21 protein-coding genes and 1 pseudogene are annotated in these 23,673 nt (G+C 67.4%); 7 read left to right on the forward strand and 15 right to left on the reverse strand.

Going from position 1 to position 23,673, the window contains the following annotated elements:
- Positions 1-124 (reverse strand): annotated as a pseudogene (locus KBZ33_RS06760) (photosystem II q(b) protein); the annotation flags it as partial.
- 246 nt (positions 125-370) lie between these two features.
- Here KBZ33_RS06760 and KBZ33_RS06765 point away from each other — a divergent pair.
- Together KBZ33_RS06765 and KBZ33_RS06770 are read left to right on the forward strand one after the other, a co-directional pair.
- Positions 371-1,942 carry a photosystem II high light acclimation radical SAM protein gene (locus KBZ33_RS06765; protein ID WP_254951645.1) on the forward strand — a complete coding sequence of 524 codons (1,572 nt, stop codon included), beginning with the start codon at positions 371-373 and terminating at the stop codon, positions 1,940-1,942.
- A 146-nt stretch (positions 1,943-2,088) separates the two neighbouring features.
- Positions 2,089-2,760, forward strand: a complete 672-nt coding sequence (locus KBZ33_RS06770; protein ID WP_255011607.1) for an FkbM family methyltransferase — start codon at positions 2,089-2,091, stop codon at positions 2,758-2,760.
- A 267-nt stretch (positions 2,761-3,027) separates the two neighbouring features.
- Here KBZ33_RS06770 and KBZ33_RS06775 read toward each other — a convergent pair whose 3' ends face one another.
- A complete protein-coding gene (locus KBZ33_RS06775; RefSeq protein WP_254951649.1) occupies positions 3,028-3,246 on the reverse strand; it encodes a hypothetical protein in 219 nt (72 codons plus the stop codon).
- 214 nt (positions 3,247-3,460) lie between these two features.
- Here KBZ33_RS06775 and KBZ33_RS06780 point away from each other — a divergent pair, with 214 nt between their 5' ends.
- Positions 3,461-4,972, forward strand: a complete 1,512-nt coding sequence (locus KBZ33_RS06780; RefSeq protein ID WP_254951650.1) for a hypothetical protein — start codon at positions 3,461-3,463, stop codon at positions 4,970-4,972.
- Positions 4,973-4,975: 3 nt separating this feature from the next.
- Here the strand turns inward: KBZ33_RS06780 and KBZ33_RS06785 are convergent, their stop codons facing one another.
- From KBZ33_RS06785 to KBZ33_RS06795, 3 genes are read right to left on the reverse strand one after another with little or no spacing between them, the layout of a single operon-like run.
- The gene (locus KBZ33_RS06785) at positions 4,976-5,815 is read right to left on the reverse strand and encodes a CPBP family intramembrane glutamic endopeptidase (protein WP_254951652.1); all 840 of its coding nucleotides are present in this window, start codon (positions 5,813-5,815) and stop codon (positions 4,976-4,978) included.
- Positions 5,816-6,148, reverse strand: coding sequence for an ATP-dependent Clp protease adapter ClpS (clpS, locus tag KBZ33_RS06790; RefSeq protein WP_254951654.1), 333 nt, complete (start codon positions 6,146-6,148; stop codon positions 5,816-5,818).
- A gap of 29 nt (positions 6,149-6,177) precedes the next feature.
- On the reverse strand, positions 6,178-7,404 hold the full coding sequence (locus KBZ33_RS06795) for an LL-diaminopimelate aminotransferase (protein ID WP_254951655.1): 1,227 nt from the start codon (positions 7,402-7,404) through the stop codon (positions 6,178-6,180).
- Positions 7,405-7,503: 99 nt separating this feature from the next.
- Here KBZ33_RS06795 and KBZ33_RS06800 point away from each other — a divergent pair, with 99 nt between their 5' ends.
- The 3 genes from KBZ33_RS06800 to KBZ33_RS06810 all read left to right on the forward strand — a co-directional run bounded on the left by KBZ33_RS06800 (position 7,504) and on the right by KBZ33_RS06810 (position 13,256).
- Positions 7,504-10,143, forward strand: a complete 2,640-nt coding sequence (locus KBZ33_RS06800; protein ID WP_396108102.1) for a TIGR03960 family B12-binding radical SAM protein — start codon at positions 7,504-7,506, stop codon at positions 10,141-10,143.
- A gap of 376 nt (positions 10,144-10,519) precedes the next feature.
- Entirely contained in the window at positions 10,520-12,565 is a 2,046-nt protein-coding gene (locus KBZ33_RS06805) for an Rne/Rng family ribonuclease (RefSeq protein WP_254951657.1), read from the forward strand.
- Positions 12,566-12,659: 94 nt separating this feature from the next.
- Positions 12,660-13,256 (forward strand): ribonuclease HII, encoded by a 597-nt coding sequence (locus KBZ33_RS06810; RefSeq protein WP_254951659.1) that lies wholly within the window; start codon positions 12,660-12,662, stop codon positions 13,254-13,256.
- Here the strand turns inward: KBZ33_RS06810 and KBZ33_RS06815 are convergent.
- Positions 13,195-13,707 carry a DUF1997 domain-containing protein gene (locus KBZ33_RS06815; RefSeq protein ID WP_254951660.1) on the reverse strand — a complete coding sequence of 171 codons (513 nt, stop codon included), beginning with the start codon at positions 13,705-13,707 and terminating at the stop codon, positions 13,195-13,197. The two genes, KBZ33_RS06810 and KBZ33_RS06815, sit on opposite strands and share 62 nt — an antisense overlap.
- Before the next feature lie 56 nt (positions 13,708-13,763).
- On the opposite strand from KBZ33_RS06815, the gene pheA reads away from it, so the two are divergent.
- Positions 13,764-14,609: a prephenate dehydratase gene (gene pheA, locus KBZ33_RS06820; protein WP_254951662.1), complete on the forward strand. Its 846-nt coding sequence runs from the start codon at positions 13,764-13,766 to the stop codon at positions 14,607-14,609.
- A gap of 15 nt (positions 14,610-14,624) precedes the next feature.
- On the opposite strand, the gene KBZ33_RS06825 is transcribed toward pheA, so the two are convergent.
- From KBZ33_RS06825 to KBZ33_RS06865, 9 genes are all read right to left on the reverse strand, one after another.
- Positions 14,625-15,608 carry a methyltransferase domain-containing protein gene (locus tag KBZ33_RS06825; protein ID WP_254951844.1) on the reverse strand — a complete coding sequence of 328 codons (984 nt, stop codon included), beginning with the start codon at positions 15,606-15,608 and terminating at the stop codon, positions 14,625-14,627.
- Positions 15,609-15,635: 27 nt separating this feature from the next.
- Positions 15,636-16,304, reverse strand: a complete 669-nt coding sequence (locus tag KBZ33_RS06830) for an LON peptidase substrate-binding domain-containing protein (protein ID WP_254951664.1) — start codon at positions 16,302-16,304, stop codon at positions 15,636-15,638.
- A gap of 139 nt (positions 16,305-16,443) precedes the next feature.
- Positions 16,444-16,764, reverse strand: a complete 321-nt coding sequence (rpsJ, locus tag KBZ33_RS06835; protein ID WP_254951665.1) for a 30S ribosomal protein S10 — start codon at positions 16,762-16,764, stop codon at positions 16,444-16,446.
- Positions 16,765-16,895: 131 nt separating this feature from the next.
- Positions 16,896-18,125 (reverse strand): elongation factor Tu, encoded by a 1,230-nt coding sequence (gene tuf, locus KBZ33_RS06840; protein ID WP_254951666.1) that lies wholly within the window; start codon positions 18,123-18,125, stop codon positions 16,896-16,898.
- Between the two features lie 43 nt (positions 18,126-18,168).
- Positions 18,169-20,244 carry an elongation factor G gene (fusA, locus tag KBZ33_RS06845; RefSeq protein ID WP_254951667.1) on the reverse strand — a complete coding sequence of 692 codons (2,076 nt, stop codon included), beginning with the start codon at positions 20,242-20,244 and terminating at the stop codon, positions 18,169-18,171.
- A 112-nt stretch (positions 20,245-20,356) separates the two neighbouring features.
- Entirely contained in the window at positions 20,357-20,827 is a 471-nt protein-coding gene (gene rpsG / locus KBZ33_RS06850) for a 30S ribosomal protein S7 (RefSeq protein ID WP_254951669.1), read from the reverse strand.
- Positions 20,828-20,891: 64 nt separating this feature from the next.
- Positions 20,892-21,266 (reverse strand): 30S ribosomal protein S12, encoded by a 375-nt coding sequence (gene rpsL, locus KBZ33_RS06855; protein WP_015109448.1) that lies wholly within the window; start codon positions 21,264-21,266, stop codon positions 20,892-20,894.
- Positions 21,267-21,363: 97 nt separating this feature from the next.
- Positions 21,364-21,699 (reverse strand): AIR synthase, encoded by a 336-nt coding sequence (locus tag KBZ33_RS06860; RefSeq protein WP_254951671.1) that lies wholly within the window; start codon positions 21,697-21,699, stop codon positions 21,364-21,366.
- A 19-nt stretch (positions 21,700-21,718) separates the two neighbouring features.
- Complete coding sequence (locus KBZ33_RS06865; RefSeq protein WP_254951673.1) at positions 21,719-23,581, reverse strand: phosphodiester glycosidase family protein; 1,863 nt, start codon at positions 23,579-23,581, stop codon at positions 21,719-21,721.
- Positions 23,582-23,673 lie beyond the last annotated feature (92 nt).

The following is a 23,673-nucleotide window of genomic DNA, read 5'->3' on the forward strand; positions in this document are numbered from 1 at the left end:
GCAGGGTGGGGATCATCAGCACACCGAACCAACCGACGTACAGACGGTTGTTGGTGGAGGTGACCCACTCACAGAACTGGTTCCACACCGAAGCGCCGGAGCGCTGCTGGAGAGTGGCGGTCATGAGTGCGAGAAAAGGTGACAACGGCCAGCGCGTAACGCCGATCCGATGAAGGAGGTAGAGGCGGAATCCCACCTGCGGGGACTGTAACAGAGTGTTGCGGAGGGTGAGCGGCGCCTTCATGAAGAAAAGCTTTGGTTCGCCCCGCTGCTCTCCCCGGCCCTGTCGGCCGCGGTCGGTCGGGGCCGGGTCACCGGCGGCCCGGACGGTCTTGTTAGCGTCCAACCAACCCATCGAGCCGCGCGAGCCGTGAGCGATCAACGGGTGCTGCTGGTTCGGCTGCCCTGCAATCCGATCTTTCCGATTGGCCCCATCTACCTGGCCGATCACCTGCACAAGTGCTTTCCCGCCCTGCCCCAGCGGATCCTGGATCTGGCGGCGGTGCCCCTGCTCGATGTGCAGCGGGTGCTGCTGGAGATGGTGGACGAGTTCCGGCCCAGCCTGCTGGTGTTCTCCTGGCGGGACATCCAGATCTATGCCCCGGTCGATGGCCGGGGAGGCAATCCGCTGCAGAACTCCTTCGAGGTGTTCTATTCCTCCAATCCGCTCAAGCGCCTGCGCGGGGCGCTCGGTGGCCTGCGGCTGATGGGCTCCTATTACGGCGAGCTGTGGCGCAACCTGAGGCTGGTGCGCCGGGGCCTGCGGCGCGCCTGCCGGCACACCCCCGGGGCCCGGGTGGTGATCGGCGGCGGGGCGGTGAGTGTGTTCTACGAGCAGCTGGGACGCGGCCTGCCCACCGGTTCCGTGGTGTCGGTGGGGGAGGGGGAAGGACTACTGGAGAAGCTGATCCGCGGCCAGTCGCTGCAGGCGGAGCGCTGCTACGTGGTGGGGGAAGCCCCCCGTCCGGGCCTGATTCATGAACAACCGGCGGGTCTGGAGAAAACCGCCTGCAACTATGCCTACATCGCCTCGATCTGGCCCCAGTTGAACTGGTATCTCGATGGCGGCGACTTCTACGTCGGCGTCCAGACCAAGCGCGGCTGCCCCCACAACTGCTGCTATTGCGTCTACACCGTGGTGGAAGGCAAGGCCGTGCGCGTCAACCCCGTCGAGGAGGTGGTGCGGGAGATGCGCCAGCTGTACGACCGTGGGGTGCGTGGCTTCTGGTTCACCGATGCGCAGTTCATCCCGGCCAGGCGCTACATCGACGATGCCAAGCAGCTGCTGCGGGCCATTCAGGCCGAAGGCCTCAGGGATATCCGCTGGGCCGCCTACATCCGTGCCGACAACCTGGACGTCGAGCTGGCCGATCTGATGGTGGCCACGGGCATGAGCTATTTCGAGATCGGCATCACCTCAGGATCCCAGGAGCTCGTTCGCAAGATGCGCATGGGCTACAACCTGCGCACGGTGCTGGAGAACTGCCGCCTGCTGGCGGCGGCCGGCTTCCACGAGCATGTCTCCGTCAACTACTCGTTCAACGTGATCGATGAACGGCCCGAGACCATCCGCCAGACGATCGCCTACCACCGGGAACTGGAGCGCATCTTCGGCGCCGACAAGGTGGAGCCGGCCATCTTCTTCATCGGGCTCCAGCCCCACACACACCTGGAGCAGTACGCCTTCGATCAGGGGATGCTCAAGCCCGGCTACGACCCGATGAGCCTGATGCCCTGGACGGCCCGCAAGCTGCTCTGGAACCCCGAGCCGATGGGCCGGGTGTTCGGCCAGATCTGTCTGGAGGCCTTCGAGCGCAACCCGGCTGACTTCGGCCGCACCGTCATGGCCCTGCTGGAGCGGGAGTACGGCGTGGCCCCTTTGGAGGAGGCGCTGCGGGCACCGGTGCAAGGCCGGCGGGCACTGGCGACGGCGGTGCGCTGAGCGGCCGTGGTCTGCCTCTGTGGAGGCAGCGGTGCAGGGTCGGGATTCGCTGGAACGGTGAGGTCCGGATCGGTCAAGTCCTGATCGATCAGTCGTTGGGCTGCGCCAGGTAGTTGGCTGGGGCAGCTAGTCTTGAGCAGCCAGAAATGATAGAGACCAGCATGTTCTTCTCTCAGTTTGGTGAAGATAAGTTTTTGATTGATCATTACCTCTGTAAGGAGGGCATTCCCAATTTCTACATAGAGCTGGGTGCGCTTGATGGCGTCAGGTATTCCAACACCAAAACCCTTCAAGATGAGTACGGGTGGTCTGGGATCTTGATCGAGCCCATCCCCAGCGCCTTCGAGAAGCTGGTGCTGAACAGGCCCGGCAATGTGCTGGTGAACAGCCTGGTCGGTACGGAGGGTGGGCAGGAGGAGTTCCGCTACTTTTCCAACCCTGATCTTCAGTGTGTCTCAGCTGTGAAAAGCACGCAGAGGCAATTTCACCAGCGGCAGTGGATGGATGAATCCACGGCTGAGAATGACTGGCTTGCCGGCCAGATCAGCACCGATCTTCAGACGGTCGCCCTGCCGACGCGATCCCTGGCTTCCATTATTCAGCAATCGGGCATCTCTGCCTTCGGCTTGCTGTCCTTGGATGTGGAGGGTCATGAGCTGGAGGTGCTGAAGTCCCATGACTGGCAGATTCCAATCTCCTACATGCTGATCGAAGGAGATCGAGACAGGGACAGGGATGTGGTTGATTTTGTCTGCAGCAAGGGCGGCAGGCTCGAGTGCACCGTGCACATCAACATGCTCTTTTCGTTCATTGCTTAGTGCTCGCCGTTGCCGTTTTTCGCCCGGCGCTTCCCTCCCGGCGACGATCGTCTCCTGGGATCCAGTGTTGGCAGGGCTGCGCCTGTCGCCGTGACGACATGCCGCCGCGCTGCCTCCGCGAGGTGCCTGGGGCGTGCCTCCGCAGAAACCCGCCCCAGCATCAGGCCTCCAGCAGCGTCGCCCGGCCGCTGGCGATGTCGTAGGCCCCGGAGCGGATCGTCAGCGGGCCCATCCGCACTGCCTGGCCGATCCGTTGGCTTTCATAGCTCAACTGGGCGACTTGGACCGGGCGTTGTGGCGGATCGCCCGGTCCAGGTCGTGACCGGGCTCCAGGTTGGCGCGGATCGGAGCCACCAGATCGCTGAGCAGCGGCGTCAGCGGAGCGCTGGAGATCGCGGCGGTCGGCCCCGCAGCCTCTGTGGCCCACCACCAGCCCCAGGGACACCCCAGTTGGAGATGGTCGACGGCGTACTCGAGGGAGGCCACGGTGTCAGCGAAGGCGGTGTTGCCGGCGCTGCGGGCACTGGCGACGGCGGTGCGCTGAGGGCAGGGCCGGTCCGGGAGGCTCAGCAGGGTTCTGGTTCACCTGGATTCCCCGCTGATTCACTAAGCGGTCTCCCCTCGAAAATTCAGGTAGAGTTGGGTTGTTTTCGGTCTTGCCCTGACCCGTACCTTCACCGGTTTTCCAGAGATCTCTCCTATGGCTATCAGCATCGGCGCCACGACATTCCCCACGTTACGGGCTGCCATCAACGCCGCCGTCGGCGGCAACACCATCAGTCTGGCTGCGGGTTCCTACGACATCAAGAACTACGGTGCCGGCAGCGGCAACTTCTTCATCCCAGGACTGGCCCGATTCCAGTCTTCCCGGAGCGGCATCACGGGTCTCACCCTTGCTGGTGCACCGGCTGCCACCACGATCACCAACCTCGAGCGCATCTATGCCTCCGCCAAGGATGCCGGATTCGGCATCCCCACGAACTGGACGATCCGCGATCTCACCCTCGCTTTCAACTTCACCGGTACCAGCGAGTACATCCTCCAGGCCGGCAACAAGATCGTCAGCGGTGGCGTGGTCACCGGTGCCACCCTGCCGGTCACGGGCCTGAGCCTGATCAACCTGACCTTCACGGGTACCCACCGCGGCAACAGCGGGGCCAACGGTGCCTACTCCGATCTGACGGGCGCCAGCAATCTGATGCTGGACACCGTGACGGTGGATCAGAACTTCGGCGGCCAGCAGACCTACGTGGCAGGAACCACCACCGCCCTCTCCTCCGGTGGCTCGGCCTTTCTCTTCGCCCAGGGAAGCGCCATGACGGTGCAGGATTCCACGTTCTATGAGGGCGGTTACGGAAACTCGATCACCTTCTTCGACAGCACCGGCTTCACGGTGGCCCGCAACGTGTTCGATGCGGAGCATCAGCGTAAGCAGCGCGGCCAGATCTTCTCCAACAGCAGCGGTCAGATCACGGAAAATCAGTTCCTCAATGGCACCCATCTGGACCTGATGAACGTGAACCGTAAGACCGTCACGGTTGCGGGGAACAGTTTCGAAGGTGGCTTCACCAGCTTCGGCCTCGGTGTGGTGATCGACGCCGGGCAGACCCTTTACAACCTCCGGACCATCTCGGCCACCGGCAACACCTTCAAGGATGTCGTTCCCTTCACCAGCCTGATCACCCAGGCGGCCACCGGTGCCAGCGGAGGCACCGGCGTCACCGGAACCCAGCAGCTCAGCTTCGGTCCCAACGAGGTGTGGAATCCTGCGACCGGTGCCTTCCAGAGCTTCCAGCGTTTCCTGGTGGGAGGCGTGGGCAACGATTCCCTCAATGGCACCTCGAGCCCCCGCCGCGCGGACTTCATCACGGGTGGCCTGGGCAACGACACGCTCATGGGGAATGGGGGGCCCGATGTGTTCGCCTTCACCACGCCCCTCGGCCCCACCAACGTGGACACCATCACCGATTTCAAGGCCTCGGGGGCCGACAAGATCTGGCTGGATGACTCCGTGTTCACCGGACTGAGCCAGGGGGCTCTGGCAGGCGGTGATTTCGGAACCACTGCCGCGGCGGGCTTGGCTGTGGTGTTCAGCGGCGGGTCGCTCTACTTCCGTGAGGGTGGTTCGGCCAGCCTCTCCGACTACATGGAGTTCGCCAAACTCACCGGCACCTCAATCTCCCCGGTGGCCGCTGATTTCGTGGTGTTCTGAGCGTCAGCCGCTCCACCACCGCCGCACCAGCAGCAGCGCCCCTAGCCCCAGCCAGCCCACCAGCCCTCCGATGGGATTGGGATTGGCACCCTCCCCAGGCCCCGCCAGCCAGGGGGAGGCTCCCGGCAGCACCTCCAGGAGGCCCGCCTGCAGGGCGAACCACCCCCCCACCAACCCGCCGTGGAGGCCGATCGCTCCCCAGAGCACCCCTTGATCGTCCCGGCGCAGCAGGGCCAGGTTCAGTCCCAGCAGGATCAGGCCACCCAGCAGCCCCACCGCCCCCAGCCCGCCGTCTCGGCTCCAGGGGTGCACCAAGGCGAAGATGGCCGCCTGCAGCAGCAGCGCAGCCCGGGGCGCCACCAGTTGCTGGAGCTCGCCCCACAGCCAGCCGCGGAACACCAGTTCCTCGGCGAAGCCCACCCCCACCACCAGGGCCAGGGCATTGAGCCTCTCGCCCCCATCCAGGGCGGCCGGGCCGATCCAGCGGGCGCTTCCGCCGGCCAGCAGGGCTCCCACCACCAGGGCCAGCAGCACCAGGGCCTTCAGCAGCCCTCGCCCGAAGGCCCCCAGGATCGCCAGCGGTGGGGCCATCACTCCCAGAGCGCGCCAGGGCTGAGTTTCCCCCCAGGCCCGTCCCAACCGCAGCGGCAACGTGAGGACCAGCAGCAGCAGGGACACAACCGCCCCGGCCAGGTTCACCTGATCGGGGCGCAAGGCCGGGGCGATGCCGCCAAGGGGGCGCACCAGAAGCCAGCCCAGGCCGTAGAGCCCGGGCACGTAAAGGAGGGTTCCGATCCAGCGGGGGCTGCGCCGGGCTTGCGGAATCTCCGGGGAGGCAGCCACTCAGCTCTCCGGTTCGATCGTGCTGGTGAGGCCCTTGGCCTTAAGGGTTTCGCTGTAGAACTCGGCTGGCTCAAGATCGCAGACGATCACCAGTCCCACGCCGGTGTTGTGGGCCTCCAGCATCACGGCGATGGCATCCTGCTCGCTCAGGGACGGCACCACCTGGCGCAGGGTGTTCACCACGTATTCCATGCTGTTCACTGGATCGTTGTGAAGCAGCACCTTGTAGCGGGGCGAGGTCTTGCGCACCCGCTCCGGCGCCTTCTCGATCACGGCGGCACCCCCCGGCGATCGGGTCGGGGTTTCGGTCGCCGCCGGGATGGTCATGGGCATGGCCGCTCCGGTCCTGATAAGGGCCAACTCTAAAGAGCCCGGATCCGGCGCATCGCCTCGTCGACGTTGGCGCGGGAGTTGAACGCCGACAGGCGGAAATAGCCTTCCCCGGCGGCCCCGAAACCGCTGCCGGGGGTGCCCACCACATGGGCCTGGCCGAGCAGGTGGTCGAAGAAGCCCCAGGAATCCAGTCCCTCGGGGGTCTTGATCCACACGTAGGGGGCCTGCTGGCCGCCGTAGACCTGCAGCCCGGCGGCCGCCAGTTCGCGGCGGATGATGGCCGCGTTCTCCATGTAGAAGCTCACCAGGGCCCGCACCTGCTCCTGGCCTGCCGGGGAGTACACCGCCTCGGCCCCCCGCTGCACGATGTAGCTCACCCCGTTGAACTTGGTGCTCTGGCGCCGGTTCCAGAGCCCCCACAGCTCCACCGGCTCACCGGCCGCCGATCGGCCGGTGAGCCCCCGGGGCACCACGGTGAAGGCGCAGCGGGTGCCGGTGAAGCCGGCGTTCTTGGAGAAGGAGCGGAACTCGATCGCGCAGCGTCGCGCCCCTTCGATCTCGTAGATGGAGTGGGGCAGGTCGGGATCGGTGATGAACGCCTCATAGGCGGCGTCAAACAGAATCAGGGCGTCGTGGGCCAGGGCGTAGTCCACCCATTGCTTGAGCTGCTCCCGGGTGGCGACCGCACCGGTGGGGTTGTTGGGGAAGCAGAGGTAGATCAGATCCACCGGCTGCTCTGGCAGCGGGGCGATGAACCCGTTGGCCGCGGTGATCGGCAGGTAGGTGAGGCCCCCGTAACGGCCGCCATCGCCAGCCTCGCCGGTGCGGCCTGCCATCACGTTGCTGTCGACGTACACCGGGTAAACCGGGTCGGTGACGGCGATGCGGTTGCCGGCCCCAAGGATGTCGAGGATGTTGCTGCTGTCGCACTTGGAGCCGTCGGAGACGAAGATCTCCTCGGCCTTCACGTCGCAGCCGCGGGACTGGAAGTCGTGGCGGGCGATGGCCTCCCGCAGCCAGGCGTAGCCCTGCTCAGGGCCATAGCCATGGAAGCCCTCCCGGGTGCCCATGGCCTCGATGGCCTGCTTCATCGCCTCGCGGCAGGCCGCCGGCAGGGGTTCGGTGACGTCGCCGATGCCGAGGCGGATCACGGCAGCCTCGGGATGGGCCTCGCTGAAGGCCTTGACGCGGCGGGCGATCTCGGGAAACAGATAGCCCGCCTTGAGCTTGAGATAGCTGTCGTTGACCTGAACCATGGGAGGGAAGCGGAAGGCGGAGCGGCTGGGCCCGGCGGCATCTTCCTATGGCGAGGTGCGGCCTGCCTACCATCGGTTTCCAGCCTGCAGTCCCTGGCCTTGACCGTTGCGCCGATCGACTTCGCCGCGCTGGTGGACAGCACCATCTCCCGCCCGGCCCGCTATCTGGGCAACGAGCGGGGGGTGGAGCCCCGGGACTGGTCGGCGGCCCGGGTGCGCTGGGCCCTCACCTATCCGGAGGTCTATGAGGTCGGCGCCAGCAACCTCGGCCACGTGCTGCTCTATTCCATCCTCAATGCCGTCCCCGGCCAGCTCTGCGACCGGGCTTACCTGCCGGCGCCCGATCTGGCGGCCCGGCTGCGGCAGCGGGGCGCGCCCCTGTTCGCGGTGGAAAGCCACCGGCCCCTGGCGGCCTTCGACATCCTCGGCTTCAGCCTCAGCTACGAACTGGGTGGCACCAACATTCTGGAGATGCTGGATCTGGCCGGCATCCCGATCCTGGCCGCCGACCGGGGCGACCTACCCCTGGACGATCCGGCGGCAGCGCCGCTGATCTTCGCCGGCGGGCCCACCGCCACCGGCAACCCCGAGCCCTTCGCGCCGTTCTTCGATTTCCTGGCCCTGGGGGATGGGGAGGAGCTGCTGCCCGAGATCGGTCTGGTGGTGGCCGAGGGCAGGGCCGCCGGCCTGGGCCGCCGGGCCCTGCTGCGGGATCTGGCCGAGCTGCCGGGGGTCTACGTGCCGGCCCTGTACGCGCCGGGGCCCGATGGCGTCAGCCTGCTGCCGCTCGAGCCTGGCCTGGCCCCCCGGATCCAGCGGCGCACCGCCACCCCCATGCCCCACTACGCCATGGGCCTGGTTCCCCACATCGAAACGGTCCACGACCGGCTCACCGTGGAGATCCGCCGCGGCTGCACCCGCGGTTGCCGCTTCTGCCAGCCGGGGATGCTGACGCGCCCGGCCCGGGATGTGGAGCCCGAGGCGGTGATCGAGGCGGTGGAGGAGGGCATGCGGCGCACCGGTTACAGCGACTTCTCGTTGCTGTCGCTCAGCTGCAGTGATTACCTGTCCCTGCCGGCGGTGGGGGTGGAGCTGCGCAACCGGCTGGCGGAGCACAACGTCAGCCTCACCTTGCCCAGCCAGCGGGTCGACCGCTTCGACGATTCCATCGCCCACATCCTCGGCGGCACCCGCCGGGCCGGGCTCACCTTCGCCCCCGAGGCCGGCACCCAGCGCCTGCGGGACATCGTCAACAAGGGACTCACCGATGCGGAACTGCTGCGCGGCCTCCGCACCGCCATGCAGAACGGCTACAGCCGGGTGAAGCTCTATTTCATGATCGGTCTGCCGGGCGAGACCGACGCCGATGTGCTCGGCATCGTCGACACCTGCCGGGCGTTGCAGCAGCAGTGCCGGGATCTGGGCCGGTTGCAGCTCAACATCACGATCAGCAATTTCACCCCCAAGCCCCACACGCCGTTCCAGTGGCACAGCGTGTCGACGGCGGAATTCCGCCGCCGGCAGCAGTTGCTGCGTGACGCCCTGCGGCCCCTGCGGGGCCTCAAGACGAACTTCACCGACGTGCGCCTGTCGGCGGTGGAGGACTTCGTGGGTCGTGGGGACCGGCGGCTGGCGCCGGTGATCGCGGCGGCCTGGCGGGCTGGGGCGGGGCTGGACGCCTGGTTCGAATCCGCCGATCGCACCCATGCCGCCTGGACCGGCGCGATCGAGGCCGCCGGCCTGGGGGGCTCCTACCGGGCCCTGGAGATGGGCGGCTGGAGTGCGGCGGAGGCCTTTGCCACTGGCGACCTCGAGGCCTTCTGCCGCCAGCCCCTGCCCTGGGACCACATCGATTCCGGCGTCGACAAGGCCTGGCTGGCCGAGGACCTCCGCCGGGCCCTGGCGGCCGCCGTGGTGCCGGATTGCTCCTTCGACGGTTGCAGCAGCTGCGGTGTCTGCGGCCCCGAGCTGGGCCACAACGTGGTGATCCCGCCCCCCCCGGTACCGCCGCCGATCCCGCCGCGGGCGCCCGCCAGCGAGCGCGTCTGCCGGCTGCGCTTCGGCTTCGCCAAAACCGGCTCCCTGGCCCTGATCAGCCATCTGGACACCCTGCGGCTGCTGGAGCGCGCCCTGCGGCGCAGCGGCCTGCCGGTGAGTTTCACGGGCGGATTCCACCCCCTGCCGCGGCTGCAGGTGGCGCTGCCCCTGCCCCTGGGGGTGGAGGGCCTGGGCGAGTGGCTCGATCTCGACTTCGCCGCCCCGGTCGATCCGGAGACGGCCCGCCAGCGCCTCCAGGCGGAACTCAGCCCCGAACTGACGTTGCTCTCGGTGCAGGCGGTGCCCCTGGCGACCCCAGGCCTGGCTCAGCAGATCCGCACCGCCCACTGGCGGATCACCCTGCTGCCGGCGCCGGATCAGCCGGCTCCGGCACCGTCCCAGTGGTCAGCCGCCATTGTCGCGTTGCTGGACGCCACCACCCTGCCCTGGCAGGACCAGGACAAGAAGGGCCGACCCCGCCAGCGCGACTGCCGCCCCTACCTGCTCGACCTCCGCCCGGCGCCGCTGGAGGTCCGGAGTCCGGAGGTGGCGGAGCAGGTGCTGGATCTTGAGGCCGCCGTGGATCCCCAGGGCCGCAGCCTGCGGCCCGAACATCTGCGCCACTGGCTGGGCGAGTCCCTCGGCCGGCGCCTCGTGCTGGGGGCGGTCCAGCGCCGTTGGCTGGGGCTGGACGCATGCTAAGTTCGCCTTAGACGGAGAAAGGAATAGCGGGGATTTTTCCCTTCTTCCTCCTCCGCCCAGACGCTTCTGCAACAGAGACGCTTTCTAGAAGCTGCTCGGCGTAAGCGCGATCACAGTCAACACTGCTTGGTTCGGTCTTCGTTGCTTCGCATCGGGAAGGGAAGACAACCCTTCCGCCACGCTGCCGGCCCGACGACGTCTTTGCTCCCCCCAAGCCCCTGACACCAAGGGTCTGTACCAGGCAAACAGCCGGCTCCATTGTTTTCGAAGTCTGGTCTGTCCCTCTTCAGTGGCTGCGCGACCGCCAAGGTCGGCGCCCGATTCCTTCCCTCCACCTGCCCTCCGGCAGGGCTCCACAGAGCCCACCATTTCTTCTATGCCCCAGCAGATCGTCATCGCTGAGCAGTTGCGGATCGCCGCAGTGCTCAACGAGGAACGCGTCGATGAACTGATCGTCGCCCAGGGTCGCTACCAGATTGGCGACGTCTATCTCGGAACCGTTGAAAACGTGTTGCCCGGGATCGATGCCGCCTTCGTCAACATCGGAGAAAGCGAGAAGAACGGCTTCATCCACATCACCGACCTTGGACCCCTGCGTCTGAAGAAGGGCGGCGCCGGCATCACCGAGCTGCTCGAGCCCAGGCAGAAGGTGCTCGTCCAGGTGATGAAGGAGCCCACGGGTACCAAGGGGCCGCGCCTCACGGGCAACCTCTCCCTGCCGGGCCGCTTCCTGGTGCTGCAGCCCCATGGCCAGGGGGTCAACATCTCCCGCCGCATCAACGGCGAAAACGAACGCAACCGGCTTCGGGCCCTCGGTGTGCTGATCAAGCCCCCCGGTGCCGGTCTGCTGATCCGCACCGAGGCCGAGGATGTCAGCGAAGACATGCTGATCGACGACCTCGAGGGTCTGTTGCGCCAGTGGGAGTCGATTCAGCAGGCGGCCGAGACGGCGTCGCCGCCGGTGCTGCTCAACCGCGACGAGGATTTCATCCACCGGGTGCTGCGTGACCTCTACAGCCCCGATGTGCTGCGGGTGGTGGTCGACAGCCCCGATGCGGTGGCGCGGGTCAATGCCTTCCTCGGCTCCGATCAGGCCAATCTGCTGGTGGAGCACCACGGCGAATCCACCGAGATCCTCGAGCACTACCGGGTCAATGCGGCCATCCGCGATGCCCTCAAGCCCCGGGTGGATCTTCCCTCCGGCGGCTACGTGATCATCGAGCCCACCGAGGCTCTGACGGTCATCGACGTCAACTCCGGATCGTTCACCCGCTCGGCCAACGCCCGCGAGACGGTGCTGTGGACCAATTGCGAGGCGGCGGTGGAGATCGCCCGCCAGCTGAAGCTGCGCAACATCGGCGGCGTCGTGATCATCGACTTCATCGACATGGAGTCCCGGCGCGACCAGCTGCAGCTGCTGGAGCACTTCACCCAGGCCTCCCGGGACGACACGGCCCGTCCCCAGATCGCCCAGCTCACCGAACTCGGCCTGGTGGAGCTGACCCGCAAACGCCAGGGTCAGAACATCTATGAGCTGTTCGGTCGGGCCTGCCCCAGCTGTGGGGGCCTGGGCCATGTCGCCGTGCTCCCCGGCAAGGACACCCTCCAGCCCCTGGCCACGGTCTCCGGCCTGGTGCGCTCGGCCGCCTCAGCCCGGGCCGAAGTGGCCAGCCCTGCCAACGGGGGTGCGGAGACCGGCGGCAGCGGCCGGCGGCGGCGCGGTGGTCGTGGTGGCCGGGGTAGCGAGTCCGAGGCCCCTCTGGCGAGTGGGTTCGCCGAGGGCGGCGGCAACGGCGCCGCCCTCGTGCCTGCCTCCCAGGAGCCCACCCCCTCCACCGATCCGCCCCAGCGCCGCCAGGAGCCGGAGGTGCTGGCGGTGCCGATGGATGCGGAACAGGAGCTGGTCTACGGCTGGATGGGCCTGAGCCCCGCGCTGTTGCTGGATCCGATCCCCACCGGGGAAAGCCTGCTGGTGCGCGTCGTTCGCCCCGACGCCGATCCGGAGACCGTCATCGAGGAAGCCCGCCAGCAGCTGGCGGCCAGCGGCACCCGCCGCCGTCGCCGCGGCAGGAACGGCGAGGGGCGCAATGGTTCGGCCGAAGCCACCGAGGCTGCCGACATCTTCGAAGCCCCTGACGGCACCGAAGCCTTCGACGCCTCCGAATCCACCGAGGTCTCTGATCACCACGAGAGGATTCCCATCCTGGAGATCACACCGGCCCCGTTCGAAGTCGAGGCTGTCTCTGCTGCTGCCGAGCTCGTCAGCGTGGCCCTGCCCAGCCGCCGCTCCTCCAGCAGGTCCACGCCGGTGGCCGCGCCGGTCCCGGTGGCGGCTGCCGCTGCTGGGTCTGCGGCGGAGGCCGGCTCCAGTGACGCCGGCGAACCGCGCCGACGCCGGCGCCGTTCCTCTGCCTCGGGCTGATCGGTGCGGCCCGGAGGCCCTCGGGCGATCCGAGGTCCTTGGGCAATCCGACGCCCCAGTCTGGGGAGGCCAAGACCCCTCCTCCTGTGCCGGGGTGGATGAGGTTGGCCGTGGCAGCCTGTTTGGGCCGGTGTTTGCCGCCGCCGTGGTGCTGCCGGCGGCAGCCCTCGCGCCCTTGGTGGCAGCGGGCCTCAACGACAGCAAGAAGCTCACCGCCAGGCGCCGGCAGGCCCTTGTTCCCCTGCTGCGGCAGCACGCCCTGGACTGGGCCCTGGGGCAGGCGAGCGCCAGTGAAATCGACCGCTGGGGTCTGCGCCTGGCCACCGAATGGGCGATGCTGCGGGCGCTGCAACGGTTGTCCAGGCCGCCCCTGCTGCTGCTGGTGGACGGGGTGCTACCCCTGAGGCTGTGGCCCGGGCCCCAGACCACCCTGGTGGGCGGCGATGGCCGTTGTGCGGCGATCGCCGCCGCCAGCGTGCTGGCCAAGCAGGAACGGGATGCCCTGCTGGGTCGCCTGGCGCTGCGCTACCCCGGCTACGGACTGGAGCGCCACGCCGGCTATGGGACGCCCCAGCACCGTGAAGCGATCCTGCGGCTGGGGCCCACCCCCCTGCACCGCCGCAGCTTTCTCAGCTCGATCGGCACCAGCGCTGGAAGTCCCCCAGCAGCTGCTGACTCACCCGGGTGCTGATGCCCAGCAGGATGCTGCCGAGCACGGAGCGGCCGGTGGCCTCCAGCACCTTGGGGGGGATCAGTTGCAGCAGGGCGGGACGGCTCACCGTCACCGAGAGGCTGGCTTCGCCGGTCAGGCCGCCGTCGGCCGCGGCGAGCCAGGAGCAGAGGCCGAGGCGGAAATCCTCCACCAGTCCCAGCCCCTCCAGCTGGCAGTCGAGAGCCTCCAGCTCCAGCCGGCCGTCACGATGTGCGACCTGCAGCTCCACCACCGGCTGGATCTTCAGCTGGAACACCTTCACCTGGCTCACCGTGTAGCGGTAGCGGCCAGGGCCGAGGGGTTCGAGCTGGCGGGGATCGAGCAGGGCGTGAACCACCCGCTCCTCGTCGTCCAGATAGGCGGGCAGGCGATCGGCTTCGCTGAGCACCGGAAGATCGAGTTGCTGGCTGGCGCTGAAGGCCAGAGACATGGCCTGCGGGCCGGCAGGCCATGATCCTACCGATCACCCCTGACCGCCCCACCGCCATGCGTCTTGCCTTCCTCGGTCCCGTCGGCACCTACGGCGAGCAGGCGGCGCAGCGACTGGCGGCCCTGGAGGGCCTGGAGGGGGTGGAGTTCGTGCCCCAGCAGGGCATCCGCGCCGTGATCCGGGCCCTGGCCGACGCTGATTGCGAGCTGGCGGTGGTGCCGGTGGAGAACTCCGTCGAGGGGGGTGTCACGAGCTGTCTCGATGCCCTTTGGGAGCACCCGGACCTGGCGGTGGCTCGGGCCCTGGTGCTTCCGATCCGCCATGCCCTGGTGGGCAGTGGCCCGCTGGAGGCGATCAGTGAGGTGCTCTCCCACCCCCAGGCCCTGGCCCAGTGCAGCCTGTGGCTGGGGGAACAGCTGCCCGAGGCCCTGCAGCTGCCTACCAGCTCCACCGCCGAGGCGGCCCGGCTGGTGCGGGGCAGCCGCTTCCGTGGCGCCATCGCCTCGTTGGAGGCGGCCGCCGAGCATGGCCTGGAGGTGCTGGCTTACCCGATCAACGATGTGCCCGGAAACTGCACCCGTTTTCTGCTGCTGCGGCGGGGGGAACGCTCCCACCGCGGTCCCTACGCCAGCCTGGCCTTCTCGCTCCATTCCAACCGCCCCGGTGCCCTGCTGGAGTCGCTGGGCTGTTTCGCCCGGCAGGGGTTGAACATGAGCCGTATCGAGTCGCGACCCTCCAAGCGGGAAATGGGCGAATACATTTTTTTCGTCGATCTCGAGCTTGCCGAGGGAGCGGCCCCTCTGGACGGGGCCATCGCCGATCTCACCCCCCTCTGCGAGCATCTGGCCCTCTTCGGTGCCTACCCCCTCACCAACCTCGCCGCCGAGGACAAGGGGCTCTGAGGGCTGGAGCGGGGATCAACGCCGCTGACCTTGGGAGCGATGGCTTGTAGGCCATGGCCCGCGGAAGACCCCGAACTGCATCAGGCCGGTGCGGAAGGCCCAGTGCATCAACAGCAGCGTCGGCGTTTCCCGCAGGCCCTGAACCACGGCCCGGGGACCCAGACCCAGCACCGCCCCTGGGCGGCGCACCCCCTCAACGATCGAATCCACCCAGGAGGGCAGGGTGGCCGCGGTCCAGTCAGCGGTGCTGATCGGCAAGCCGCGGTTCCAGGGGCTGGTCTCCAGGTTTCTTTTCAGGGAAAGGATGCTGGCGAACTCCGGGTGGGCCCACTGGTCGAGCAACTGGCGCATCACCCAACGCTCGAGGCGGTTCATCGGGGCGACGGCCGGGTCGCGGCGGTTCCAGTCGGCCACCGCCAGGCAGCCGCCAGGCCGAAGCACACGCAGCATCTCATCGGCATAGCGCTGTTTGTCGGGCATGTGGGGGCCAGCCTCCACACTCCAGACCGCGTCGAAGCCCCCGTCTGGGCCCCCGTCGGGGAGATCCAGATCCAGGGCATCCATCACGGCGAAGCGGCAGCCGGGCAGCTCGGCTGGGGTGAGGTCTCGGGCCCGGGCAATCTGGGCCGGACTGATGCTGATGCCCAGCACTTCGAAGCCGTAGTCGCGGGCGAGGATCCGGGCGCTGCCGCCGATGCCACAGCCCACATCGAGCACCCGGCTGCCGGGGGGCAGACGGTCGAGGCCGCTCCAGCGGACCAGTTCGTGGACGAAGGCGGCCTTGGCCGCCCGGAAATCCCGTGATCCGGGGGGATCGCCGTAGTGGCCCAGGTGCACATGCTCGCCCCAGAGCCGCTCCAGCAGACGGTCGTCTGTCCAGCGGTCATAGGCGGCAGCCACGCTGGCCGTGGAGAGATAAGCCCGCGACCGGCGTTGCCAGAGCAGGGCCACCAGGACGGCGACAAGGAGGCCCCCCGCGACGAGGAGGGGCAGCAGCATGCCGCCCGAAAGCAGACTCGCCATGGTTCAGGTCTCGCCGTCGCCGCCGCCGAGGCTGGAAAAGGTGTCCTTGAGGACGGTGCGCGCCGCCAGCTGCCGCCGGGTCTGGTCGAGCAACTCGTATTCCTGCCGCAGGCGCTCGCCGGTGTCGGTGATCTCCAGCAGGGCCTGCTGGTGATCGGCCACCGGGCCGCCGAGATGGGCGCCGATCCAGAAGGACAGCTCCCGTGGCAGATCGGGCAGATCGGCGGGCAGGGACGAGGGCTTGCCGATCAGCTTGCCGGTGAGATCAACGACGTCCCTCAAGGCCCGGGTGACGTCGCTGGTGAGGGTTTCGAGCTCCTCGTGGCTTTCGCTCACGGTGTCCTCGATCCAGCTGACCATGCCCACCCGAAAGGGCGTATCACGCACGATGTCGAGGACCCGGAAGCGTTGCTGGCCCATGGTCACGATGTTGCTGCGGTCGTCGTCCTGCACCTGGCAGTGGAGGATTTCGGCGCAGCATCCCACTTCCGCCATGCGTTTGCTCTGGGGGTCCCAGCGCACGACGCCGAAACGTCGATCCTCCGACATCGCCGTCTGCAGCATCATGCGGTAACGCGGCTCGAAGATGTGGAGCGGCAACACCTCCTGGGGGAAGAGCACCACATCAGGCAGGGGGAACAGGGGCAACTCCCTGACGGCCAGATCAGTCACGCGCGGATGTTGCCGCTGGCGGCAGGGGGAGAGGGGCGATCGGAGGTCGGGAAGGGAAGGATCAACCAGAGCAGCTCAGGTGTTGATCGATCCTAGAAAGACAGACCTGCCCGGCGAAGGCCGGATGGCCCCATCGCCATCAGAGTTTGACTTCGATATCGACGCCACTCGGCAGGTCGAGCTTCATCAGCGCGTCGATGGTCTTGGCGCTCGGGCTGTAGATGTCGATGATCCGGCGGTGGGTGCGGGTCTCGAAGTGCTCACGGGAATCCTTGTCGACGTGGGGCGAGCGCAGCACGCAGTAGATCTTGCGCTTGGTGGGCAGGGGGATCGGACCGATCGCCGTGGCAGCGGTGTGATCGGCGGTTTCGATGATTTTTTCGCAGGAGAGATCCAGCATGCGGCGATCGAAGGCCTTCAGGCGGATGCGGATCTTCTGCTGGGGAATGGAGGCGGTCATCGGAAGGGAAGCGCGGGCGAAGGGCGGCGGCAGCGCCGCTGAAACGGATTGTCGAGGTGCACAGGGAACCGGAGGTTCCGAAAGAGGGAGCATCACCTGGGTGATGCTCCCCCCAGAAGGCTAGTTCAGCCTCACAGAACGATCTTGGACACCACGCCGGCACCGATGGTGCGGCCGCCTTCGCGGATGGCGAAGCGCATGCCCTGCTCGATGGCGACCGGGCAGATCAGCTCGGCGCTCATTTTGATGCGGTCGCCGGGCATCACCATCTCCACGTTGGTGCCGTCGTCGGCGGTGAAGGCGGTGATCTGGCCGGTCACATCGGTGGTGCGGATGTAAAACTGCGGGCGGTAGCCGGCGAAGAAGGGGGTGTGACGGCCACCCTCTTCCTTCTTGAGCACGTAAACCTCACCTTCGAATTTGGTGTGGGGCTTGATGGAGTTGGGCTTCACCAGCACCATGCCGCGTTCGATGTCTTCTTTCTGCACACCGCGCAGCAGCAGACCGACGTTGTCGCCGGCCATGCCCTCGTCGAGCAGCTTGCGGAACATCTCCACACCGGTGACGGTGGTTTCCCGTGTGTCGCGGATGCCCACGATCTGGACGGTTTCGCCCACCTTCACCTTGCCGCGCTCGATTCGGCCAGTGGCGACGGTGCCGCGACCGGTGATCGAGAAGACGTCTTCGACGGCCATCAGGAAGGGCTTGTCGATCTCACGCTCGGGCTCGGGGATGGCCTCGTCGACCGCATCCATCAGGTCGAGGATCTTGTCGACCCACTCGTCTTCGCCACGCACGGCCTTCTTGCCGGCCTGGATGTACTCGAGGGCCTTGAGGGCCGAACCGGCGATCACGGGGATGTCGTCGCCAGGGAAGTCGTAGCTGCTGAGCAGTTCACGCATCTCCAGTTCGACGAGTTCGAGGATCTCCTCGTCGTCGACCATGTCCTTCTTGTTGAGGAACACCACCAGCGCGGGCACGCCCACCTGCTTGGCCAGCAGGATGTGCTCCTTGGTCTGGGCCATCGGGCCATCGGTGGCAGCCACCACCAGGATGGCGCCGTCCATCTGGGCGGCACCGGTGATCATGTTCTTGACGTAGTCGGCGTGGCCCGGGCAGTCGACGTGGGCGTAGTGACGCTTGGTGGTCTCGTACTCGACGTGGGCCGTGTTGATCGTGATCCCCCGCTCCTTCTCCTCAGGGGCGCCATCGATCTCGTCGTAGGCCTGGGCCTTGGCCATGCCTTGGGACGCCAGCACGTTGGTGATGGCGGCGGTGAGGGTGGTCTTGCCGTGGTCAACGTGACCGATGGTGCCGATGTTGACGTGAGGCTTGTTCCTCTCGAACTTCTCGCGTGCCATGGAAGGAAAGAATCGGGGGGGGTGGGTTGGATGGAAAGAAAGATCAGGAATTGCCCTGATTCTTGGAGATGATGGCTTCCGCCACATTGCGAGGAACTTCCTCGTAATGGCTGAACTCCATCGAGAAGATACCCCGACCCTGGGTCATGGATCGGAGCTGGGTGGCGTAGCCGAACATTTCGGCCAGAGGCACTTTGGACTGGACTTTGGACTGTCCGTTGTCGACGGACTGTCCTTCGACCTGACCGCGGCGGGAGGAAAGGTCCCCGATGACCGAACCGAGATAATCCTCGGGGACCTCGACCTCAACCTTCATCATCGGCTCAAGCAGTACGGGATTGCACTTCTTGACGCCATCTTTGAAGGCCAAGGAACCGGCGATCTTGAACGCCATCTCCGAAGAGTCGACGTCGTGATAGGAGCCGTCCACCATGGTGACCCGGACATCGATCATGGGGAAACCGGCAATCACACCGGACTGGCAGGTTTCCTTCATGCCGGCTTCCGCCGGACCGATGTACTCCTTGGGAACGATGCCGCCAACGATCTTGTTGACGAATTCGAACCCTGAACCCGGCTCGCCGGGCTGCATTTCGATCACCACGTGGCCGTACTGGCCCTTGCCGCCTGTCTGGCGGGCGAATTTGCCCTCACCCTTGGCACTGCCGCGGATGGTTTCCCGGTAGGACACCTGGGGGGCGCCGATGTTGGCCTCCACCTTGAACTCCCGCAGCATGCGGTCGACCAGGATCTCCAGGTGCAGTTCGCCCATGCCAGCGATCACGGTCTGGTTGGTTTCCGGATCGGTGGAGACCCGGAAGGTGGGGTCTTCCTCAGAGAGGGACTGAAGGGCCTTGCCGAGTTTCTCCATGTCGCCCTTGGTCTTGGGCTCCACGGCCACGGAGATCACCGGTTCGGGGATGAACAGGGATTCCAGGATGATCGGATCGGAGTCGACGCAGAGGGTGTCGCCCGTGGTGGTGTCCTTGAGGCCGAGAACGGCACCCAGGTCACCGGCACGCAGCTCGTCGACCTCCTCGCGCTCATCGGCCTTGAGCAGGATCAGGCGGGAGATGCGCTCCTTCTTGTCCTTGGTGGAGTTGAGCACGTAGCTGCCCTTCTGCAGCACGCCGCTGTACATGCGGATGAAGGTGAGCTTGCCGTAGGGGTCGGCCATGACCTTGAAGGCCAGGGCACTGAAGGGGGCGCTGTCGTCGCAGGCGCGGGTGGCTTCGCTGCCGTCGGCCAGCAGGCCATGGATCGGCGGCACATCGACGGGGGCAGGCAGGTAGTCGACCACCGCATCAAGCACCAGCTGGACGCCCTTGTTCTTGAAGGCGGAGCCGCAGAGGATCGGCACCATGCCGTGTTGCAGCACCCCGAGGCGAATGCCACGCATCAGTTGCTCCTGGGTGAGTTCACCGTTCTCGAGGAAGGCTTCAATCAGCTCTTCATCGGTCTCGGCCACCGATTCCATCAGCTTCTGACGCCACTCCGCGGCCTCGTCCTGCATGTCGGCGGGAATCTCCTCTTCGAGGATGTCGGTGCCGAGATCATTGGTATAGATGATCGCCTTGTTGCGCACCAGGTCGATGATGCCCTTCAGATCACCCTCCGCTCCGATCGGCAGCTGGATGGGAACGGCGTTGGCCTTGAGGCGATCCTTGATCTGATCGTAGACCTTCAGGAAGTTGGCACCGGTGCGATCCATCTTGTTGACGAAGACGATCCGGGGCACGCTGTAGCGATCGGCCTGGCGCCAGACGGTTTCCGACTGGGGCTGCACGCCACCCACGGCGCAGAACACCGCGACGACTCCGTCGAGCACCCGCATCGAGCGCTCCACCTCGATCGTGAAATCGACGTGGCCGGGCGTGTCGATGATGTTGATCCGGTTGTCTTTCCAACTGGTGGAGATGGCGGCAGCGGTGATGGTGATCCCACGCTCTCGCTCCTGCTCCATCCAGTCGGTGACGGCGGCGCCATCGTGCACTTCGCCCATCTTGTGAACCACGCCGGAATAGAACAGAATCCGTTCGGTCGTGGTGGTCTTGCCCGCGTCAATGTGAGCGGCAATACCGATATTTCTGACGCGTTCCAGGGGGTAGGCGCGGGCCACGGGAAAGTTCTCCGGGGGTGGGTCGACAAAAAGCGGGCGTAATTTTACAGATCGGGGTTGGTTCGATCTGCGGGAACAGGATCAGCCCAGGGATCCGGCCCCTTGGGGCGGCTTAGTAGCGGTAATGGGCGAAGGCCTTGTTGGCTTCGGCCATCTTGTGGGTCTCCTCCCGCTTGCGGACGGCACTGCCGGCTTCGTTGGCCGCGTCCATCAGCTCACCGGCCAGTTTCTGGGCCATGCTGCGGCCGTTGCGGGCCCGGGAGAAGTTGACCAACCAGCGCAATGCCATGGCGGTACCCCGCTCCTGCCGCACTTCCATCGGCACCTGGTAGGTGGCGCCACCGACCCGCCGGGCCCGCACTTCCACAAGGGGAGTGGCGTTGCGGACCGCCGTTTCGAACAGGTCGAGCGGATCGGAGCCGGTGCGCTCGTTGATCAGGGTGAAGGCATCGGAAAGGATGCGCTGGGCCGTGGACTTCTTGCCGTGCTTCATCAGCCGGGCCACGATCATCGAGGCCAGGCGGCTGTTGAATTGAGGATCCGGGAGAACCGGGCGTTTCTCGGCGGCGTTGCGGCGGGACATGGAACGGAGGGAGAAAAAGCGGGAGAGGGCTGGTCCGGCCGCGAAGTGCCGGGGAAGCGAAGGCTCAGGCCTTCGGTGTCTTGGCGCCGTACTTGGAGCGGGACTGCCGCCGATCCTTGACACCGGAGGTGTCGAGGGTGCCACGGATGATGTGATAGCGGACACCGGGCAGATCCTTGACGCGGCCGCCGCGGATCAGAACCACCGAGTGCTCCTGAAGGTTGTGGCCGATGCCTGGGATGTAGGCCGTCACCTCAAACCCGGAGGTCAGGCGCACACGGGCCACCTTGCGCAGAGCCGAGTTGGGCTTCTTCGGGGTGGAGGTGTACACCCGGGTGCAGACGCCACGCCGCTCGGGGCAGGCGCGCAGGGCGGGCGACTTCGTCTTGCGGGTGAGACGCTGCCGCTCGGTGCGGATCAGCTGCTGAATAGTGGGCATCGAGGGCCGGGGTGCTGCTCGGTGTGGACGTCTGAGTGGATTGGCCGGTTGTCCGGCCGTTTCGTCAATCCGACACGTTACTTCGTCGCCGTCCCCCTCAGGTTTCGCGGCTGAAGGCGGACCCGCAGGCGCAGCTGCGCACGCCCGGCCCAGGACGCACCAAAAAGCCCCCGCCGCTGAGGTCGCCCCGGTAGTCGAGCTGCAGACCTTGCAGCAGGGGCAACTGCTTAGCGGGGGAATAGAGGGTGATGCCGTCGGCCCTGGCCACGGGGGTGCCGGCCAGGTGACCCGGACGCAGCCGGATCGCCCAGGCTTCGCAGGCGCCCTCCAGAAGCTCCAGGTGCATCAGCCCCGGGGTACCGGCCACGGCCGCCTGCCGGCACAGCTCGGCGGCGGCGGCGGCGGTGAGGCGAAGGCTATGGCCCCGGGGCACGATGGAGAGGCGAATCAGCTCAGTCTGCCAGCCGTTGGCTGGTGGGGGTCAGACCGCTGGCCGCCGCGCCGTCCCCGACCGGCACCAGTCCCAGTCCGTTGTGAACAGAGCCGGCCACCCCCCGGCCCTTGACCCGGTGGCTGCCGCCCATCACCAGGCCCGTGGAACTGCCGCCGTCGAGGTTGAGGGCGTCCACCAGTCCCAGCTGCTGCAGCAGCCAGGCGGTCTCGGAGAGGGTGGGTCCGGCGCCGCCACCGGCGCTCTCCAGGGTCACCAGCCACAGGAGGGTGCCATCGCTGCCCACCACCGTGCGGGGGGCCCCCTGGCGCAGGAAGGCGGCGCCAAACCCTTCGGCGCTGCCGTTGAGCACGATGCGGCCGTTCTGGAGCAGCAACGGTCCGCCTCCCATCACGGCGTTGGCATTGCCCAACGGGTCGCTGGGGCGGCTCCCGAGGCGCAACGACGTCCCTTCGCTCCAGGGCAGGACGGCCCCGCCGCGGGCCACCACGAGGGTGTCCTCCGGCCGCAGCGGCACTCCAGCCGCCAGCTCCTGGCTGCCGATCCGCCGCTGCACGCGGCCGCCACTCAGCATCACGCCCGTCTCCGAGCCGGTCAGGGCCTGGTAAAACCGGCCCCACTCGGCGGTGTAGCGGCTCAGTCCCCGTTGGGCGTAGCCGCTGTTCACGGTCAGCAGCGGCCAGCGCTGGCCACGGTCATCGCCGATCCATTCGTCCAGCTGCAGGCGCCCGAAGCGCGGCAGGCTGCGCGGATCCCAGCCCATCGCGCCCCGGTTGAGGATCGGCCCGGACAGCCAGCGGCCCTGCTCCCGCAGGGCGCCGAGCGGAAGGCGGCGCACCCGGTTGAAGAAGCCGCCATTGATTGCCACCAGGGCGTCCTGGCGCTGGGCCAGGGCCGCCAGGGAGCTCAGGCCCGCCATGCCGTCCGGGCGGCTGAGGGTCCGCAGTTCCAGTGGCCCGCTGCGGGGATCGACCCTGACGGCATTGACCAGGACCCTGGTGCCCCCCACGGCCCGCACCTGCTGGTCCCAGCGCAGCTGGGGCCCCAGCAGCGCCAGCAACCGGGGATCGATCGGTGCAGGAGCCGTTGGCGCCGCTGGCGCTGTGCCGGTGGCGGTGCCGCTCAGGGGCAGGTCGATGACCACCCGGGCCGGTTCCCCCAGGGTAAACAGCCGCAGGGGGGCGGTTCCGCCCGGGAGGCTCAGGTTCAGTTCCGCCCCGTTGGCCCCGCTGCGCAGGCCCCGGGCGGTGAGCTGGGCCAGCTGGTCAGACCGGCTGAGCAGGGCCAGCTGGACGCCGCCGTCGCTGCTGCGCACCAAGGCGGGCCCGTCCAAGTCGAGCACCACCCGCCGGACGCCGGCTTGCTCCGAGCTGCGGACCTGGAGCAGACGGGGCGCCGGCAGGCGCAGATCCAGCAGGTCGCCGCGGCGCTCCACCGCCACGCCCACGTCCCGCAGGATCGTCGCCACGTCGATGGCCACCTCATCCGCCAGCGAGCGCTGCTGGCCGGGGGGCACCACCAACTCCCGGCCGAACCATTCCAGCGCCAGCCCGCCGTCGGGGCTCGACCGGCTGCTGAAGCCCAGCTGGCCTTCCAGCACCTCCAGGGGCAGCCACAGCGCCTGCGGCTGACGTGGGTCCTGCCCCCCCCAGCGCCAGGCGGCCTGCTGGCTGCGGCCGTTGAGGGCCAGCCGGGTGCCACCGATCTCCGCCGCGGGGGCCAGCCGCGCTGGCGCGGGCCGGCTGCGACGCGGAGCCTCCAGCTCCGGCAGGGCCGGCGGCATGGGTGGCGGGGCTGCCCGCGTGACCGGCGGCGCTGCGGTCAGGGCCAGCAGGGCCAGGGCGATGGGAAGGGTCCTGGCCATCGACGGAGTCCTGCAGGTCGGTAGAAAAAAAGTTAGTCCCACCGCTGTGGGGGGTAGGGGCGGCTGCCTAGGATCAGTGGCTTGCCTTGTCG

Origin of the sequence: Cyanobium sp. Cruz-8D1, from assembly GCF_024345975.1 — a bacterium.
In the GTDB taxonomy this organism is placed as follows: Bacteria; Cyanobacteriota; Cyanobacteriia; order PCC-6307; family Cyanobiaceae; genus Cyanobium.

Bases quoted from the DNA above. Each gene is read 5' to 3' on its own strand.
- KBZ33_RS06770 (WP_255011607.1), top strand. From the start codon at position 2,089: ATGATAGAGACCAGCATGTTCTTCTCTCAGTTTGGTGAAGATAAGTTT.
- KBZ33_RS06780 (WP_254951650.1), top strand. From the start codon at position 3,461: ATGGCTATCAGCATCGGCGCCACGACATTCCCCACGTTACGGGCTGCC.
- clpS (WP_254951654.1), bottom strand. From the start codon at position 6,148: ATGCCCATGACCATCCCGGCGGCGACCGAAACCCCGACCCGATCGCCG.
- KBZ33_RS06795 (WP_254951655.1), bottom strand. From the start codon at position 7,404: ATGGTTCAGGTCAACGACAGCTATCTCAAGCTCAAGGCGGGCTATCTG.
- KBZ33_RS06805 (WP_254951657.1), top strand. From the start codon at position 10,520: ATGCCCCAGCAGATCGTCATCGCTGAGCAGTTGCGGATCGCCGCAGTG.
- KBZ33_RS06815 (WP_254951660.1), bottom strand. From the start codon at position 13,707: ATGTCTCTGGCCTTCAGCGCCAGCCAGCAACTCGATCTTCCGGTGCTC.
- pheA (WP_254951662.1), top strand. From the start codon at position 13,764: ATGCGTCTTGCCTTCCTCGGTCCCGTCGGCACCTACGGCGAGCAGGCG.
- KBZ33_RS06825 (WP_254951844.1), bottom strand. From the start codon at position 15,608: ATGCTGCTGCCCCTCCTCGTCGCGGGGGGCCTCCTTGTCGCCGTCCTG.
- rpsJ (WP_254951665.1), bottom strand. From the start codon at position 16,764: ATGACCGCCTCCATTCCCCAGCAGAAGATCCGCATCCGCCTGAAGGCC.
- tuf (WP_254951666.1), bottom strand. From the start codon at position 18,125: ATGGCACGCGAGAAGTTCGAGAGGAACAAGCCTCACGTCAACATCGGC.
- rpsG (WP_254951669.1), bottom strand. From the start codon at position 20,827: ATGTCCCGCCGCAACGCCGCCGAGAAACGCCCGGTTCTCCCGGATCCT.
- rpsL (WP_015109448.1), bottom strand. From the start codon at position 21,266: ATGCCCACTATTCAGCAGCTGATCCGCACCGAGCGGCAGCGTCTCACC.
- KBZ33_RS06865 (WP_254951673.1), bottom strand. From the start codon at position 23,581: ATGGCCAGGACCCTTCCCATCGCCCTGGCCCTGCTGGCCCTGACCGCA.